This is a genomic window from Acinetobacter sp. GFQ9D191M, from assembly GCF_011174875.1.
Taxonomy (GTDB): Bacteria; Pseudomonadota; Gammaproteobacteria; order Pseudomonadales; family Moraxellaceae; genus Acinetobacter.
On sequence record NZ_JAALGV010000015.1, the window covers coordinates 26203 to 42261 of the forward strand.

11 protein-coding genes are annotated in these 16059 nt (G+C 40.7%); 3 read left to right on the forward strand and 8 right to left on the reverse strand.

Annotation, left to right across the window (positions count from 1 at the left end):
• Positions 1-549: 549 nt before the first annotated feature.
• Positions 550-2754 (forward strand): bifunctional 23S rRNA (guanine(2069)-N(7))-methyltransferase RlmK/23S rRNA (guanine(2445)-N(2))-methyltransferase RlmL, encoded by a 2205-nt coding sequence (rlmKL, locus tag G5T77_RS02315; RefSeq protein WP_166137265.1) that lies wholly within the window; start codon positions 550-552, stop codon positions 2752-2754.
• Between the two features lie 66 nt (positions 2755-2820).
• On the opposite strand, the gene clpB is transcribed toward rlmKL, so the two are convergent.
• The 4 genes from clpB to crp form a co-directional block, all read right to left on the reverse strand.
• Positions 2821-5400 carry an ATP-dependent chaperone ClpB gene (gene clpB / locus G5T77_RS02320; RefSeq protein ID WP_166137268.1) on the reverse strand — a complete coding sequence of 860 codons (2580 nt, stop codon included), beginning with the start codon at positions 5398-5400 and terminating at the stop codon, positions 2821-2823.
• A gap of 254 nt (positions 5401-5654) precedes the next feature.
• Positions 5655-6020, reverse strand: coding sequence for an MbcA/ParS/Xre antitoxin family protein (locus G5T77_RS02325; RefSeq protein WP_166137271.1), 366 nt, complete (start codon positions 6018-6020; stop codon positions 5655-5657).
• Positions 6021-6165: 145 nt separating this feature from the next.
• Positions 6166-7215 carry an NADP(H)-dependent aldo-keto reductase gene (locus G5T77_RS02330; RefSeq protein ID WP_166137274.1) on the reverse strand — a complete coding sequence of 350 codons (1050 nt, stop codon included), beginning with the start codon at positions 7213-7215 and terminating at the stop codon, positions 6166-6168.
• A 193-nt stretch (positions 7216-7408) separates the two neighbouring features.
• Complete coding sequence (gene crp, locus G5T77_RS02335; RefSeq protein WP_166137277.1) at positions 7409-8116, reverse strand: cAMP-activated global transcriptional regulator CRP; 708 nt, start codon at positions 8114-8116, stop codon at positions 7409-7411.
• A gap of 147 nt (positions 8117-8263) precedes the next feature.
• Between crp and G5T77_RS02340 the strand changes: the two genes are divergently transcribed.
• Positions 8264-8686, forward strand: a complete 423-nt coding sequence (locus G5T77_RS02340) for an OsmC family protein (protein ID WP_166137280.1) — start codon at positions 8264-8266, stop codon at positions 8684-8686.
• A gap of 43 nt (positions 8687-8729) precedes the next feature.
• On the opposite strand, the gene G5T77_RS02345 is transcribed toward G5T77_RS02340, so the two are convergent.
• Together G5T77_RS02345 and G5T77_RS02350 are read right to left on the reverse strand one after the other, a co-directional pair.
• A complete protein-coding gene (locus G5T77_RS02345; RefSeq protein WP_166137283.1) occupies positions 8730-9773 on the reverse strand; it encodes a metallophosphoesterase in 1044 nt (347 codons plus the stop codon).
• 248 nt (positions 9774-10021) lie between these two features.
• Complete coding sequence (locus G5T77_RS02350) at positions 10022-12259, reverse strand: NADP-dependent isocitrate dehydrogenase (protein ID WP_034170011.1); 2238 nt, start codon at positions 12257-12259, stop codon at positions 10022-10024.
• 982 nt (positions 12260-13241) lie between these two features.
• Between G5T77_RS02350 and G5T77_RS02355 the strand changes: the two genes are divergently transcribed.
• A complete protein-coding gene (locus G5T77_RS02355) occupies positions 13242-13574 on the forward strand; it encodes a hypothetical protein (RefSeq protein WP_166137286.1) in 333 nt (110 codons plus the stop codon).
• Between the two features lie 975 nt (positions 13575-14549).
• On the opposite strand, the gene G5T77_RS02360 is transcribed toward G5T77_RS02355, so the two are convergent.
• Both G5T77_RS02360 and G5T77_RS02365 read right to left on the reverse strand, forming a co-directional pair.
• Complete coding sequence (locus G5T77_RS02360) at positions 14550-15233, reverse strand: metallophosphoesterase (protein WP_166137289.1); 684 nt, start codon at positions 15231-15233, stop codon at positions 14550-14552.
• A 275-nt stretch (positions 15234-15508) separates the two neighbouring features.
• Positions 15509-15850, reverse strand: coding sequence for a helix-turn-helix transcriptional regulator (locus G5T77_RS02365; protein ID WP_152342314.1), 342 nt, complete (start codon positions 15848-15850; stop codon positions 15509-15511).
• Positions 15851-16059: the final 209 nt, after the last annotated feature.

The following is a 16059-nucleotide window of genomic DNA, read 5'->3' on the forward strand; positions in this document are numbered from 1 at the left end:
TAATAAATAAGTTATGTGAGTTATAAATTGATATGAATGAAAACTGATCTACCCCTGAGCAATATTAGGTCAGCGTCTTTTTTGTTTTAGATTCGATCTTCGTCTGGCTAATCAATTCTTAGTCTCGATCACTTGACATAAGTGACCCAATTTTAGCTTTTACTTTTAGAGTAATGTTGATGCCATAAGGTGTATATAAACGATCCGGCATCAGATCCATCACATCAATAACCCGATTATTTATTTTTTAAATCACACATACAACATGGCTGCAATTGAAGATCTAGATTGCGAATTAGTTTAATAATCATCACATACCCATCTATAAAATAAAGGTTTTATTCAAAATATTTTCATTCTTGGTATTTTGTAATTTTATATCTCTCGTCAATTTTTAGTTTACTTTTTAAGTCAACATTTAGCGCTTTTTAGGATGAGTAAAACTAGGCTGTATATGCTCGAATTTAAAAAATTTCCAAAGCTTTAACAGGCAAAATACGCTAAACTGAGCGCAGTTTTTTATTTATTCTTTTCCGGTCTCTCTATTTTATGAATACCTCTTCACGTTTAAGCAATTATTGGGTCACCTGTGCCGATGGTCTGGAAACCTTATTAGAAGAAGAAATCAAAGGTTTAGGTGTTCAGGATATTGAACGTTTCCCAGGTCGTCTGACCTTCAAAGGCACGCTTGAAAATGCTTACCGCATTTGTATGTGGTCTCGTCTGGCTTCTCGTGTCCTGATGCCAATTCACACGCATGAAATCGAATTCTCCCACGATGCGCGTGATGTTGCAGAAGAGCTTTATGAAGGTGCGATGAGCTTCGACTGGTCACTGATTTTTGCACCACAAAGCACCTTTGCGATTCGTCTGCACGTTGAACGTGATATTAAGGTCAACACCCAGTTTGCAACTCTACGTGCCAAAGATGGTGTCGTCGATTCCTTTATGGAAGCTGTGGGCAAACGTCCAAGTATTGATACCAAACAGCCAGAAATTACCATGTACATTCTGGCCGGTAAAAAAGAACACACTTATTGTTTAGATTTATCTGGTGATTCCCTGCATAAACGTGGCTATCGCCGCTTTATGACTGAAGCACCAATTAAGGAAAATCTGGCGGCTGCGATCCTGCAAAAAGGCGGCCTGAAAGACATCAACCCGGATATTGTGGTTGATCCAATGTGTGGTTCAGGGACGTTTATCATTGAATCCCTGATGATTCTGACGGATCGTGCCCCAGGTCTGGTTCGTCGTTTCGGATTTAATGGCTGGAATGGTCATGATCATGAATTGTGGATGGGGATTAAAGCTGAAGCGGCTGAACGTCATAAAGCTGCGCTAGAAAACCCATTACCAAAATTCTATGCTTTCGATGCAGACTGGGAAGCGGTGAAAGCCACTAAACAGAATATTATTGCGGCAGGTTTTGAATCAGCCCTCGATCAGATCAAGATCGAAGAGCGTACTTTGAATGACTGGCCAGATTTCCAGGCTGAAGGCAAGAAAGTGTTCTTCGTCACCAATCCACCGTACGGTGAGCGTTTAGGTGATAAAGCCTCTAACCGTGCCTTGTATCTGGGTCTGTCTAATCTGCTGCAAAAGAATTTCCCGAATCAGAAAGCGGCAGTCATTGCTGCTCAGGTAGAACAGGCCGATGTCTTGGCTTTCAATGATCCACAAATTCTGCGTTTGATGAACGGTAAACTGCCGATCTATATCCGTTTTGGTACAGTAAAACCAGCAGCAGTCACACGTCCTTTCCTGGAAAGCTGGCAGCCACAACAATTCGAGCCGATCGAAGGTGCGATGGAATTTGCCAACCGCCTGACCAAGAATATGCAAACCCTGAAAAAATGGGCGGTAAAAGAAAATATTCACTGTCTGCGTTTGTATGATGCGGACTTGCCGGACTTTAACGTAGCAGTTGATCTATACGGCGAACGTTTGCATGTTCAGGAATATGCACCACCGAAGAAAATTGATCCTGAAAAAGCTAAAAAACGTTTTAACCTGGCTCTACAGGCGATTCGCGCCGTAACCGGTTTGGGCCGTGATGCGATCTTTATAAAGACCCGTGCCCGTCAGGAAGGTAAAAACCAGTACACCAAACAAAGTACAGCGTCTAAACGTTTTATCGTCCAGGAAGGCCAAGCCAAGATTCTGGTCAACCTGACCGACTATCTGGATACTGGTTTGTTCCTGGATCACCGTCAGATACGTTTGCGTATTGCCAAAGAAGCCAAAGGCAAGCACTTCCTGAATCTGTACAGCTATACTTCTACGGCGAGCTTACATGCAGCTTTAGGCGGTGCAGCGAGTACCACCAGCGTGGATTTGTCTAATACTTATTTGAACTGGTCAAAAGAGAACTTTGTGCTAAATGGTCTGACTGTAGATCATGCCGATCAACAACATCAATTCTTTGCATCTGACTGTTTTGAATGGCTGAAAGAAGGTCATGAACAATATGACCTGATCTTTATCGATCCACCGACATTCTCTAACTCGAAAAAATTCTACGGGACTTTCGACGTTCAGCGTGACCACGTCTCTTTATTGAAACGTGCCATGAACCGTTTAACCACTGACGGTACGTTGTATTTCTCGAACAACTACCGTGGTTTCGAAATGGATGAAATGATTGAAGGTTTATATGACGTGGAAGAAATCACGCATGAAACCATTGGTCCAGACTTCAAGCGTAACCAGAAAATTCACCGTGCCTGGAAAATTACTCATCCAAAAATGTAAGGTGTGAATATAAGATAAAGAAAAACCCAGCCTAGGCTGGGTTTTTTGTTGCGAGGAAAACTGGTATTAGCTGAGTTTCAATTTTTCAAAGACCAGCTCACCGCTTTCACCTCGAACGACGATGGTATCACCAGGGCCAAACTCACCTGCCAGGATGCTTTGTGCCAAACCATTTTCAATACGTTGCTGGATCGCACGTTTTAATGGACGCGCACCATACAACGGATCGAAACCAGCTTCGATTAACTGATCGAAAGCACTGTCATCCACAGACAGACGCATATCGCGTTCTGCCAGACGTTGACGCAAGCGGTTCAACTGAATATCGGCAATACCACGGATCTGGTCTTTTTCCAGTGCATGGAACACCACCAGCTCGTCAATACGGTTGATAAACTCTGGACGGAAATGTTCCGATACCGCATTCATCACCACTGTACGGACTTCTTCACGAGTTGCTTTATCACCCAGCTCACGGACATCTTGTGAACCCAAGTTCGAAGTCATCACAATCACGGTATTTTTAAAATCCACCACACGGCCTTGTGAGTCGGTCAGACGACCATCGTCCAGCACTTGCAGCAGAATGTTAAATACATCCGGATGCGCTTTTTCGACCTCATCAAATAACACTACGCTATATGGTTTACGGCGCACCGCTTCAGTCAGCACACCACCTTCTTCATAACCGACATAGCCCGGAGGCGCACCGACCAAGCGGCTCACCGAATGTTTTTCCATAAATTCGGACATGTCGATTCGAATCATGGCATCGTCACTGTCGAACAGGAAGTTCGCCAAGGCTTTGGTCAATTCTGTTTTACCTACACCTGTTGGGCCCAAGAACAGGAATGAACCACTTGGACGGTTTGGATCTGACAAGCCGGCACGTGAACGACGTACAGCATTAGATACAGCTACTACGGCTTCTTCCTGACCAACAACACGGTTATGCAGGAAGTCTTCCATATGCAGCAGTTTGTCACGCTCACCTTGCAGCATTTTCGCCACAGGAATACCGGTCGCAGCACTGACTACTTCAGCGATCTCATTGTCAGTGACTTTGTCACGTAGCAGTTTTGGTGCTTCACTTTCTTCAGCCGCTTCAATGCGTTCCAGCTGTTTTTGCAGTTCCGGAATCACACCGTATTGATAACGTGCTGCTTCAGCCAGATCACCTTCACGCTGGGCTTTTTCCAGCGCAATGCGAGCCTGATCCAGTTTCACCTGAATATCTTTGTTGCCTGCTACCAGCGCTTTATCGGCACGCCAGATTTCTTCCAGTTCGCTGTACTCTTTCTCTACAGTGGCAATCTGCTCTTCCAGGTGTTTCACTTCGCCCTGCGCACCAGAATCTGCATCTTTTTTCACCGCTTCAAGCTGCATCTTCAGCTGAATCAGACGGCGTTCGAGTTTATCCAGTGCTTCAGGTTTAGAATCCAGCTCCATTTTGATACGGGATGCTGCTTCATCAATCAGGTCAATGGCTTTATCCGGCAATTGACGGTCAGTGATGTAACGATGTGACATTTTCGCCGCAGCAATAATTGCTGAGTCCAGAATCTGCACACCATGGTGAGTCGCATAACGGTCTTTCAGACCACGCAGGATCGCAATGGTGTCTTCCACGCTTGGTTCATCCACCAGCACTTTCTGGAAACGACGCTCTAAGGCTGCATCTTTTTCAATGTACTGACGGTATTCATCCAGAGTCGTTGCACCGACACAGCGTAATTCACCGCGCGCTAATGCAGGTTTCAGCATGTTACCCGCATCCATAGCACCATCACCTTTACCGGCACCGACCAATGTATGCAGCTCGTCAATGAACAGGATGATTTCGCCTTCATGTTTAGCCAGATCTTTCAGAACAGCTTTTAGACGTTCCTCGAACTCACCACGATATTTGGCACCAGCTAACAATGAACCCAAGTCCAGTGACAGAACGCGTTTGCCTTTCAGGCCTTCTGGAACTTCACCATTGACAATACGTTGTGCCAGACCTTCGACAATCGCAGTTTTACCGACACCCGGTTCACCGATCAGTACCGGGTTGTTTTTTGTACGGCGTGACAGCACCTGAATCGTACGACGGATTTCATCATCACGACCAATCACCGGGTCAAGTTTGCCTGACATGGCACGTTCAGTTAAATCAATCGTATATTTATTCAGTGAGTCCCGTTGATCTTCATGATTATTGCTCATGACTTTTTCATCGCCTCGAATTTGATTAATAACCTGTCGTAAATTTTCAGTTTTTACGCCAACACTATTTAATAAGGTTTTGGTGGCACCCGTTTCTGCAAGTGCCAGTAATACCCAGTCTGTAGACAGGAACTCATCTCCTGCTTTCTGTGCATAACTGTCCGCAAGATGCAGAGCTTTGGCTGCTTCCTGACTGATATTGATATCGGCAGAGGGATTGCCGAGCGTAGCTACATTATTTAGCGCAGTTTGTACTTTGCTTTGCAGTTCACGCAGGTTTGCTCCTGCCTGTTGCAGCAAGCTCACATTCGATGCTTCTTCCATCAAGGTGGACAAGATGTGAATCCCTTCAATGGCAGCATGATCCTTGCTCATTGCCAGAGATTGCGCATCGGAAAGGGTTTGCTGTAAGCGATTGGTAAATTTCTCAAAACGCATTCTTGTTATTCCTCACAACAAATTTTCTACTTGATGAATATATGGGTGCTGGAAATAAAATTTCAAATAATTTTTTTATTTATTTTTCAAAAACTTAATTTAATAATGGACAGAGTTATCAGTATTAATATTGGTATTCCAGGAAAATATTTCAAGTGAGCGAAAGTAGAATTTTTAAAGTGAAGATCAATAATTAATATCTGATTTAATTGACTCTGCTATTTTACGGCTGGGTAGAAAATAGAGAAAGACCTTTAGTGCGGTTGCAAGCGTCCTAGTAATCGCACTACTGCACTCAAACCATGTTCTGTTTGTATCAAGGATCTTGGCGTTTGCTCATCTAAAAGCTTGTTAGGCGAATTGATAAACTGGCGCATCCAGCTCAAGTCTCCACCAGTCAGACTAAATAATGCCTGATAGATATTGATTAAAGTTATTGCTCTTTTACCTGCGGTAGTATTTGGCTCTAATTCTTTTTGATTTATGATTGACGATAATTCTGCTTTAGATAGATCCAGAACTAATGCAAGCTCAAATTCTTGCAATTGCAACTGTTCAGCGAGATTGAATATTGCTATAGCTAATACTTGGGATTTAGAAATATCCGTTTCATTATTCATTTTTGTCAAATTCTATTGATCAATCTTGTTTTGATTATGCTGCCTTTATCCTTTTCTTGCTATATTGTTTATCATTAAATTTGATCCTTTATTGAAACAATAAATACCCTCACTTGGAGGGCATTTAAAGAGAACACTTAAACGATTATGGTGCCGGATTGAGCTGCTGACGGTGAATCACTTCAATGCCCTGCAAGACTTCTTCAGACAGATTCACGTCAAACGCCTGAATGTTTTCTTTGAGCTGATCCAGATTGGTCGCACCGATAATGGTACTGGTCACGAAGAACTGCTGTTTAATGAAAGCCAGTGACAACTGGGTTAATGTCAGGCCATGTTGCCCAGCCAGTTTTGCATATTGCTCGACGGCCCACTCGCTTTCCGGATTGCTATAACGGCTAAAACGAGAGAATAAAGTCACACGTGCATTGGCTGGACGTGCACCATTGCGGAATTTACCAGTCAGATAACCAAATGCCAGCGGTGAATAAGCCAACAAACCCACACCTTCATATTTGGCAATTTCCGACATGCCAATTTCATAAGTACGATTCAGTAGGCTATATGGATTTTGCACGCTAACAAATTTGGACAGTCCCAGTTTCTCTGCCAGATGCAGGAACTTCATGGTGCCCCAAGGGGTTTCATTCGACAGGCCAATATAACGGATACGACCTTTCTTAATTTCGTCATGCAAAGCCGTCAGGGTTTCTTCCAGATTCGTTACGGCACGATCATCTGCAGCTTCTGCATTGCCATAACCCAGCTTGCCAAAAAAATTAGTCGCACGCTGTGGCCAGTGCAATTGGTACAGATCAATATAATCAGTTTGCAAACGTGACAATGAATTATCAATTGCTGATGCAATTTCCGAAGCCACGAACTTAGTCTGACCATCACGGATATGGCTCCCACCTTGTGACGGACCCGCAATTTTCGAAGCTAAAAACAGTTTGTCACGACCACCGCGTGAAGCAATCCAGTTACCAATAATGCGTTCAGTTGCACCCTGCGTTTCTGCCTTAGGTGGCACTGGATACATTTCTGCGGTATCCCAGAAATATAAACCTTGATCCAAGGCATAGTCTAATTGCTGAAAAGCCTCTTCCTGAGTATTTTGCTCACCAAAAGTCATGGTGCCCAAACAGATTTCTGGCAATAAGATTCCCGTATCCGCCAATGGTCTGAATTGCATAAAAATGTCCTTTAAGTTTATCTGTTATTTATCAAGAGCAAGTGTGCTATAGCCTATCGGAATTATAAGACGGACTTAAATCATCTTTTCTAACAAGCTTGTGCCAATTTGTTATGTTCTGAATCAGGCTGAAATTTTTAAACAGGAATAAAAAAAGCAAACCCGAAGATTTGCTTTTTATCGTGCTTTTGGCTTATTCGTCTTCGAACTCGCCAGCACCCAGTGCTTCAGGTTCTTCCAGCGATGCATCAAAAATCAGAATCGCCTTACCATCGGTTTCAATCATGCCCTGTTCTTCTAGAGTTTTTAGAACACGACCGACCATTTCACGTGAACACCCAACAATACGGCCAATTTCCTGACGGGTAATACGGATCTGACGACCATTTGGCAAGATCATCGCTTCTGGCTGAGATGACAAGTCAATCAGACAACGTGCGATACGACCAGATACATCAATAAATGCCAGGTCAGTCACTTTACGTGTGGTATTTTTCAGACGGCGAACCAGCTGAGCAAAAACTGCATAGCTTAGATCTGGATATTGTTTGCTAATTTCATGAAAGTTTTCATAGGTAATTTCAGCAATTTCACAGACATCACGAGTACGCACTTCTGCAGTACGCTGTGGATTTGCTTCGAAAAGACCCATTTCCCCAAAGAAGTCTCCCGCATTTAAATAAGCTACCACAATCTCACGTTCATCATCTTCACGAAGAATGATAGATACAGACCCCTTCAGAATTAAATACAGCGATTTAGATTCTGATCCTGCATCCACGATCGTGGTACGTTTTGGATAGCGATTGATATATGCACGTTTTAATAACGCTTTCACTGATTCAGGTAGTTGCCCCGGCGAAAGTGCGTCTGTGCTTAATTGTGAAAAGTTTGAAGTCATGCTTACAGTTCCGAATATGGATAATTTATAGATCGCACAAGACCTAATGTGAACTTGTCACACAGTGGGATTGAAATTCCTTATCAACCCAATTTATGTTAGTGTACAGTTACTTCGTAAATTTATAGCTTTTTTTAGGTAGTTGCAATGCAAACGAGTGTTCATTGGCTAGAGAATGTTGCTTTTGAAGCAAAAACTCAAAGTGCTCACAGTATCATCATGGATGGTTCACCTGAATATGGCGGTGAAAACCGTGGTCCTCGCCCAATGGAACTGATTTTGACCGGTCTGGGTGGTTGTGCTTCTTTTGACATTGTGACGATTTTAAAGAAAGCACGTCAGGAGATTACTGATGTTCGCTGTGAATTAAAAGCAGAACGTGCCGATACAATTCCTGCGGTATTTACCAAAATCCATCTACACTTTGTGGTCAGCGGTAAAGACATCAAAGAGAAACAGGTCGCTAAAGCCGTAGAGCTTTCTGCTGAGAAATACTGCTCTGCCAGCAAAATGCTGTCTGATGGTGGTGTCGAAATCACCCACGATTTTGAAATTGTAGAAGTGGAATGATCCGCTAATTTCATTAAAAAAGCAGTCTTCGTGGCTGCTTTTTTTACGTCATTTTTTGAGTGAAATACTGCTGGCCATCTTCAAAAATCACCAGATTTTCAGGCAGTCTTAAAGCCCCAAGATGATGAGCATACTCAGCCTGTTGCTGTCGGTCACGATAACGCCTGCCCACTGAATAGTCGACACAGAATACATTCTGCTGCTGTCCAAACCATTGCAGGGCATCAATATGCTTAAACAGACCGGATTTTTCTTCGGTGGTTTTAAAGTTTCGCCAATAATGGCCAATCACGACAGGTATCGTATCTGTATAATACTCCCACCATGGCAAACGATCAATCATGCGCCAGCGTCCCCCTGCATAGACTGGACGTTGCGCAATTTTCTCTGCGCCTGAGCTTAAGGTACGAATCGGATTTTGCATCTGGTCGCGTAACTCTTTCTCAGCGATATATTTTAATAAGGGAATGCTAGCTGCTGGATCCTTGAATTGTCCTTGGTATTGCTGCTGTTCACTCTGGATATATTCATCAAAGCCTAACGTCTGCAACTCAAGCTCATTTTTCAGGACAAAATAATCATAAGCCTGTCTGATTGAATTAAAAGGAACAGATTTCAATTGTTGAATTGCCTGCGTATCCCAGCAAGCATGCACAATTCTTAAATGGGGTGCATCTAGAGCCAAAGGCAGGCTGTTTAGAAATTTCAGAATCCATGCACGATCCCGACTTGAAGCCTGAACTGAATCAAAAGTTTTGAAATCATCCTGATGCGGTGAACCAAAAAACCAGCCATTGCCTTCCCGTAGCGTATCGGTTAACAAGTTGATTTCATGATTACCCAGAATGCATTGCGCATTGCCATTTTCTATTAAGGTTTTAACCTGTCTGATGACAGCGATACTGTCTGGTCCACGATCACACAGATCCCCGACAAAAATCAGTTTACGCTGTTCAGGATGACGACCTTGCAGATCGTAGCCCAATACTTCTAACAATTGTTGTAGCGCATCAATCTCACCATGAATATCGCCAACAATATCCACCGGACCATCAAAAGTCTGCTGTATGAATATCTGATTACTCATGGCTCTACCCTACCCAGGTCAATAAAACCTTTTTTTTAATATAGCGCTTATACTTTAAATCAATATAACAATTTCAGAATTATTTTTTAATCATTTCGATTATTCAATCAAATAACGATAGATCAGAAACTTAACTGAAATCTCATTTCTTCATTTCTTATCTAAATGTATATCTAAAAACAATAAAAAACCGGCGCCTAAGCACCGGTTTTATTCACTTTACGAGCTTTAAAGCTAGTACAGCCTGATTAAGCATTTAGTGATTCAATGATTTGGTTCAATGTAGCACTTGGACGCATTACAGCATTTACTTTTGCAGGATCAACTGCATAGTAACCACCGATATCTACAGATTGGCCTTGAACTGCATTCAATTCGCTTACGATCTTCTCTTCATTTTCAGCAAGAGACTGAGCGATCGGTGCAAATTTCGCTTTCAATTCTGCATCTTCGTCTTGCGCTACAAGTTCTTCAGCCCAGAATTTAGCCAGGTAGAAGTGGCTGCCACGGTTGTCTAGCTCGCCAGTACGACGTGATGGAGACTTGTCATTGTCAAGCAATTTACCAGTCGCAGCATCCAGTGTTTTCGCAAGCAGTTTCGCACGTGCATTGTTTTCTTTAATGCCCATTTCTTCCAGAGAAACAGCCAATGCCAAGAACTCACCTAGAGAATCCCAACGTAAGTGGTTTTCTTCTACCAATTGTTGTACGTGTTTAGGTGCAGAACCACCAGCACCAGTTTCGTACATACCGCCACCTGCCATTAAAGGCACGATAGACAGCATTTTCGCAGAAGTACCAAGTTCCATGATTGGGAACAAGTCAGTCAGGTAATCACGCAGGATGTTACCAGTTACTGAAATGGTATCCAGACCGCGAGCAACACGTTCAAGTGTATAACGCATCGCACGTACTTGAGACATGATTTGGATGTCTAAACCTTCTGTATCGTGGTCTTTCAGGTATGTTTGAACTTTTTTGATCAGTTCGTTTTCGTGTGGACGGTACGGGTCAAGCCAGAAGATTGCTGGCATGCCAGAGTTACGTGCACGAGTTACAGCCAGTTTCACCCAGTCGCGGATCGGTGCGTCTTTCACCTGGCACATACGCCAGATATCACCTTCTTCCACGTTTTGAGACATCAACACTTCACCAGTTTCAAGGTCAGTGATGTTCGCAACACCCGCTTCTGGAATTTCGAAAGTCTTGTCGTGAGAACCGTATTCTTCAGCTTTTTGAGCCATCAGACCAACGTTAGGAACTGTACCCATAGTACGTGGGTCGAAGTTACCATTCCATTTACAGAAGTTGATCATTTCCTGATAAATACGTGCGAATGTAGATTCAGGCATAACTGCTTTACAGTCGTAAGGTTTACCGTCAGCACCCCACATTTTACCGCCAGTACGGATCATTGCAGGCATAGAAGCATCTACAATCACGTCGTTTGGAGAATGGAAGTTGGTAATACCTTTTGCAGAATCAACCATCGCAAGTGCTGGACGGTGTTCTTGACATGCATGAAGATCTTCAATGATTTCTTCGCGTAAAGAAGTTGGTAAAGATTCGATTTTTTCGTAAAGACCAGCCATACCGTTATTTACGTTAATGCCGAGCTCGTCGAATAATTTACCGTGTTTCTCAAACGCATCTTTGTAGTAAATACGTACACAGTGACCGAATACGATCGGGTGTGATACTTTCATCATGGTCGCTTTAACGTGTAAAGAGAACAGGATGCCAGCTTCTTTACAATCTTCTAATTCTTTTTCATAGAAGTCGCAAAGGGCTTTTTTGCTCATGAACATTGAGTCGATGATTTCGCCGTCTTGAAGCGCAACTTTTGGCTTAAGAACGATAGTTTCACCAGACTTGGTGATCAGTTCCATTTTCACATTACGTGCACGGTCTAAAGTCATAGACTTTTCGCCATGGTAGAAGTCGCCTTCTTGCATGTGAGAAACGTGAGTTTGTGACCAAGGTTTCCATTCACCCATAGAATGTGGGTGTTTTTTCGCGTAGTTTTTCACTGCTGTCGGCGCACGACGGTCAGAGTTACCTTCACGAAGTACTGGGTTCACTGCTGAACCTAGGCACTTGCTATAACGCGCTTTAATTGCTTTTTCTTCTTCAGTAGTCGGGTTTTCCGGATAATCAGGCAGTGCATAGCCCTTAGACTGAAGTTCTTTAATGCATGACGTCAACTGAGCAACAGACGCACTAATATTAGGGAGTTTAATGATATTAGTATCTGGGTCCTGAGTAAGACGACCTAATTCTGCCAGGTTATCTGAAACTTTCTGCTCATCGCTTAGATAGTCTGCGAATTCTGCAAGTACGCGTGCGGCTACAGAGATGTCTGTCTTAACAATCTCAACGCCCGCCGGCTTAGTAAAGGTCTCAATGATCGGCAGTAGAGAGTAAGTCGCCAATAATGGCGCCTCGTCGGTCAGTGTGTAAATGATTGTTGACTTTCCACCAGCCATATATAGCCCCTTGCTTTGGATTGAGTTTCTGATCATCAGGCTTTTGGCCTAATTTCAGCGAACCGGTTACTTAAATAAACTTTGAAAGTAGTGGTGCTGGTTGCACCTCAGTCAAAGGAATATCAATACATATTCAACTTTGCCTGAAAAATTCGTAAAAATTGTCAGCGTGATTCACCGACAGCAGTATTCTACGTGAAAATGAACCTTTTTTCGAATCGGCACATTGCCAAACCATGCGATTTGTGCATTAGAAGGTTAATTTGCAGATTTTGCTTAATTTCACCAAAAATTATAATTTAATCATTATGATTCAATTACTTAAATTAAAAATCAGACAAATTCACCTATAAACTTAATGTGTGCTTAATTCGGTTTTTTGCCATCAATTTTTATCTACATGTTGGGTATCATGAAAATAAATTATCAATGGCCGTAATTTCCATAAGTATGGGTTAAAAAGCGAATTGAAACAGATCTGCTATTCCCTATCGAAATCTATGATCTGCACCTGATAAATTGATAGTTAATCCTAAAGACTTAAGACAACCTAAATAATAGTCACCTTTCTACTCTTTGTTCAGTTTAAATTATGTGCATTTTTTTAATTACCTTTACAAACACTGGAAATGTATCGACCGTAATTCAAATAAAAAAATGGTTCTATTGGTTTAATAGGCTTTAGATAATGCCAGTATGTTGGTTTAATTAATAAGAATCTTCTAATTAAATTTGGGTAGAATGCTGATTAATTTACAATAAGGACTTATTTTATGCTGAATTATTTAGTTAGTTTTTCGACATGGGCTGAGAGCAATTCAGGACAGATTCAGATTCTGATAGGCATATTAGCGCTAAGTCTTGCAATTTTTGGTTATATTTTGGTTATAGACAAATAATTGAACAGATAAAAATTGCAAAAAAACATGAAGATCGTGCAGATGAACAAAGAAAATTTGAATTAAAGATACAATCCCTTAATATGTCACTCATAGCTTTAGATAAAAACGCATTAAAAATAAATAATTTTAAAAAAATATTGAAATTGTCGGAAGGGTCTATCAAATCACTCGATCAGAATAGCGAAGTAATAGAAGGTGATATTCGAAAGTTAATTACACTCACTAAAGAAAAAGTTAACCATGCTGAAGAAGTCCAAGAAGATATTTTTGATATGTGTAAGCGTATAAACAGAAAGAGCGCTTTCCATAGTCTAGATGAGCTAACTGCTATATATGATGTATTAATTTCTATAATAAATGATGCAAATAATACTGACTTAATGAGACATCACTTTACGATAACTGAAGATTAACAATCTCATATCACACAAAAATCCTCAGCCTCACTACTCACCCTACCCCATTAACTGAATAAGGCTTTTCGTATGCAGCCTCTAACATGTCAGCAATATCTTCGATCCCGGGTGTAGTAAGTATTTGCCAGCACTTTGATATACGCCCAGTGATCAGGGCCAGCACATCAATCGATAATTTCTATTTATTCACAAAGAGTTGAGTACTTTATGTCGCGTGTCATAAAAATGAATATCTGGAAGCCCTGCCTTTTGCTTTCTACGTTTCCATATCAACTTAAATGAATTCTCTTTTTGAGGGATTAATATTAAGTCCGTCATATTGAATCAAATCCAGAAGCTCTATAGCCTTTATAGTTAACGGCATATTAAGTGCATCACCATTTTTAGTCTTTGGCAGATGAACATTTCTATCGTAAATATTTTTTATCTTTATACCCATTTCCCCCATCACATTGCAGTTTTAAGTGCAAACCGAAATGTCCATATAACAGAATGATCTGACCTTATTCATAGCATTATTTTATTATCAAAAGATTCAATGTACTTTCTTATTCTTGGCTCAGTTAATTTCATGACGTACTTTCCAAAATTCTTGTCGTAACCTTGACGTAAATTAAGCTGGATAATCGGTAAAAAGCAGCGATTTTAAGGATAACGCGGATAAAGATACTTTTTATTGTAGGTATAAAAAAAGGGTTTTAAGCTACTGTTTTCGCTTAAAACCCTTATAACATTAGTTTTTGAATCCTGGTAGGTATATCCTCTACCGTAGCAACATTTAATCCAATGATTTTAAATAACTTTTCTTACAAATCAAATTTAGTGATACACGTGGTGATACAAGAAAATATATGCTTTTTATTGTAATTTTTTGTAAAAATTAAGTGTGTTGACACTAAATTCAATAACCTTTCCCTCTACAAGAAAATCATTTTTTTATTGAACTATACGATGAGGTGTTCCCAAATATCTTTATTGAACTTTTACAATACAGAGCTTCTTGGTGAAGTAGGAACCGACATCTATATAATAACAATTATCGACTTTAATTGGCTCTTTCACAATGGTGTGACCTAGATAAATTTCATCAATATTCCCGACACTATCATAGTGAGCTGATTGCTGGCGAATACGTCCTCTCCCCCATAACGCATTACTATAAGCAGAAGTTACACCTGATATTTTGTAGTCACCTTGCATAATATCTGCCTTAAAAGCATTCCAATCATGAATATCAATATCTGCATGCACCACGCCTATTTTTTTATTTTCTAATTGAACTTCTACAACCAAAGGTAATTGTTGGAAACGCTCAATAATTTCCGATTGCTTAATCCTATGCAGTTGATAAAACCATTCCCCTCCATTGCGTGCATGAATATCTTTTATTTTGTGATCAACTGGTGATCTTATACACATCTCTTCATGGTTACCACGTACTGTAGAAAACCAAGGCTCATTAAGTAATCCAATACACTCCAAGTTTTCGTTCCCTCGATCTACAAGGTCACCAGTACAAATAAGTAAATCATTTCTAAAGTCAAAATTAAGTTTTTTAAGCTCTCGAATCAACAAACTATGGCAACCATGTAAGTCACCTACAATATATATAGCTGAGAATTCTTGACCGTCTATACTTTTAACTATTTCTAGCATAGTGCGTATACCTTTATAGTCACTACCCTGTGAAGGATTTTAATCACTCGCCCAACAAATGAAGCCTGATAACATAATAAAAGCAAGCTCAACTTTTCAATTGCACTCTATTTTTTAGTCTACTGATTTATGACTATTGAATTTATTAACGAGAAAATACCTTTCTCACCCTATATAAAATCAATTACTTAGGTTTAAAAAATGAATGAATACACAGTAATTCACCATGGTCATCCGCCCTAAAAAAGAAAAAATCTTTCTCGCTTTGCCTTATGCTACCAATCTAAGGATTCTAAACTCTGATTATTATTTTTTTCATTCTTACCCGATGCACGCTTACGTATATTGCCTCGTAATTTCAAAAGTTGGACTGGTGATAGTGGTTGCTCTGCCAGAAATAGGTTTAACTGATCAACCAAATCTAGTGCGTGTAAAATCGCAATTAAATCGACTAAACGTACGTCACCTTTCTCAGCATTCAACACTGTTCGCCTTGAGACCCATGCCAATTGAGCAACTTCATTTTGCGTGAAGTTTTTATTGAGCCTTGCACGCTTAAGCCTACTTCCTAAAGCTTCAGCAATCGACGTAGGGAAATCATTGCGGTGAAATTGCATATTTTGTTGAAATTAATAATCCTATTACCAAGATATGTCATTTCCTTTTAACAATGCAAATTCAGCATGACTGATGATTAAGTAAAGAAAATTGCACTTAATCATCAAAAAAGTGGCTTTAAGTACAAAATTTTGTACTTAACACAGAACCTTCACTTTAAATTATTTTGAAATTTTGTTGTTCATTCGGATTCAAATCATAACATCTA

Excerpts from the sequence above, each read along its gene's own strand:
- clpB (WP_166137268.1), bottom strand. The coding sequence starts at position 5,400 with ATGCGTTTTGAGAAATTTACCAATCGCTTACAGCAAACCCTTTCCGAT.
- G5T77_RS02325 (WP_166137271.1), bottom strand. The coding sequence starts at position 6,020 with ATGAATAATGAAACGGATATTTCTAAATCCCAAGTATTAGCTATAGCA.
- G5T77_RS02330 (WP_166137274.1), bottom strand. The coding sequence starts at position 7,215 with ATGCAATTCAGACCATTGGCGGATACGGGAATCTTATTGCCAGAAATC.
- G5T77_RS02355 (WP_166137286.1), top strand. The coding sequence starts at position 13,242 with ATGTCACTCATAGCTTTAGATAAAAACGCATTAAAAATAAATAATTTT.
- G5T77_RS02350 (WP_034170011.1), bottom strand. The coding sequence starts at position 12,259 with ATGGCTGGTGGAAAGTCAACAATCATTTACACACTGACCGACGAGGCG.
- rlmKL (WP_166137265.1), top strand. The coding sequence starts at position 550 with ATGAATACCTCTTCACGTTTAAGCAATTATTGGGTCACCTGTGCCGAT.
- G5T77_RS02360 (WP_166137289.1), bottom strand. The coding sequence starts at position 15,233 with ATGCTAGAAATAGTTAAAAGTATAGACGGTCAAGAATTCTCAGCTATA.
- G5T77_RS02365 (WP_152342314.1), bottom strand. The coding sequence starts at position 15,850 with ATGCAATTTCACCGCAATGATTTCCCTACGTCGATTGCTGAAGCTTTA.
- G5T77_RS02345 (WP_166137283.1), bottom strand. The coding sequence starts at position 9,773 with ATGAGTAATCAGATATTCATACAGCAGACTTTTGATGGTCCGGTGGAT.
- crp (WP_166137277.1), bottom strand. The coding sequence starts at position 8,116 with ATGACTTCAAACTTTTCACAATTAAGCACAGACGCACTTTCGCCGGGG.
- G5T77_RS02340 (WP_166137280.1), top strand. The coding sequence starts at position 8,264 with ATGCAAACGAGTGTTCATTGGCTAGAGAATGTTGCTTTTGAAGCAAAA.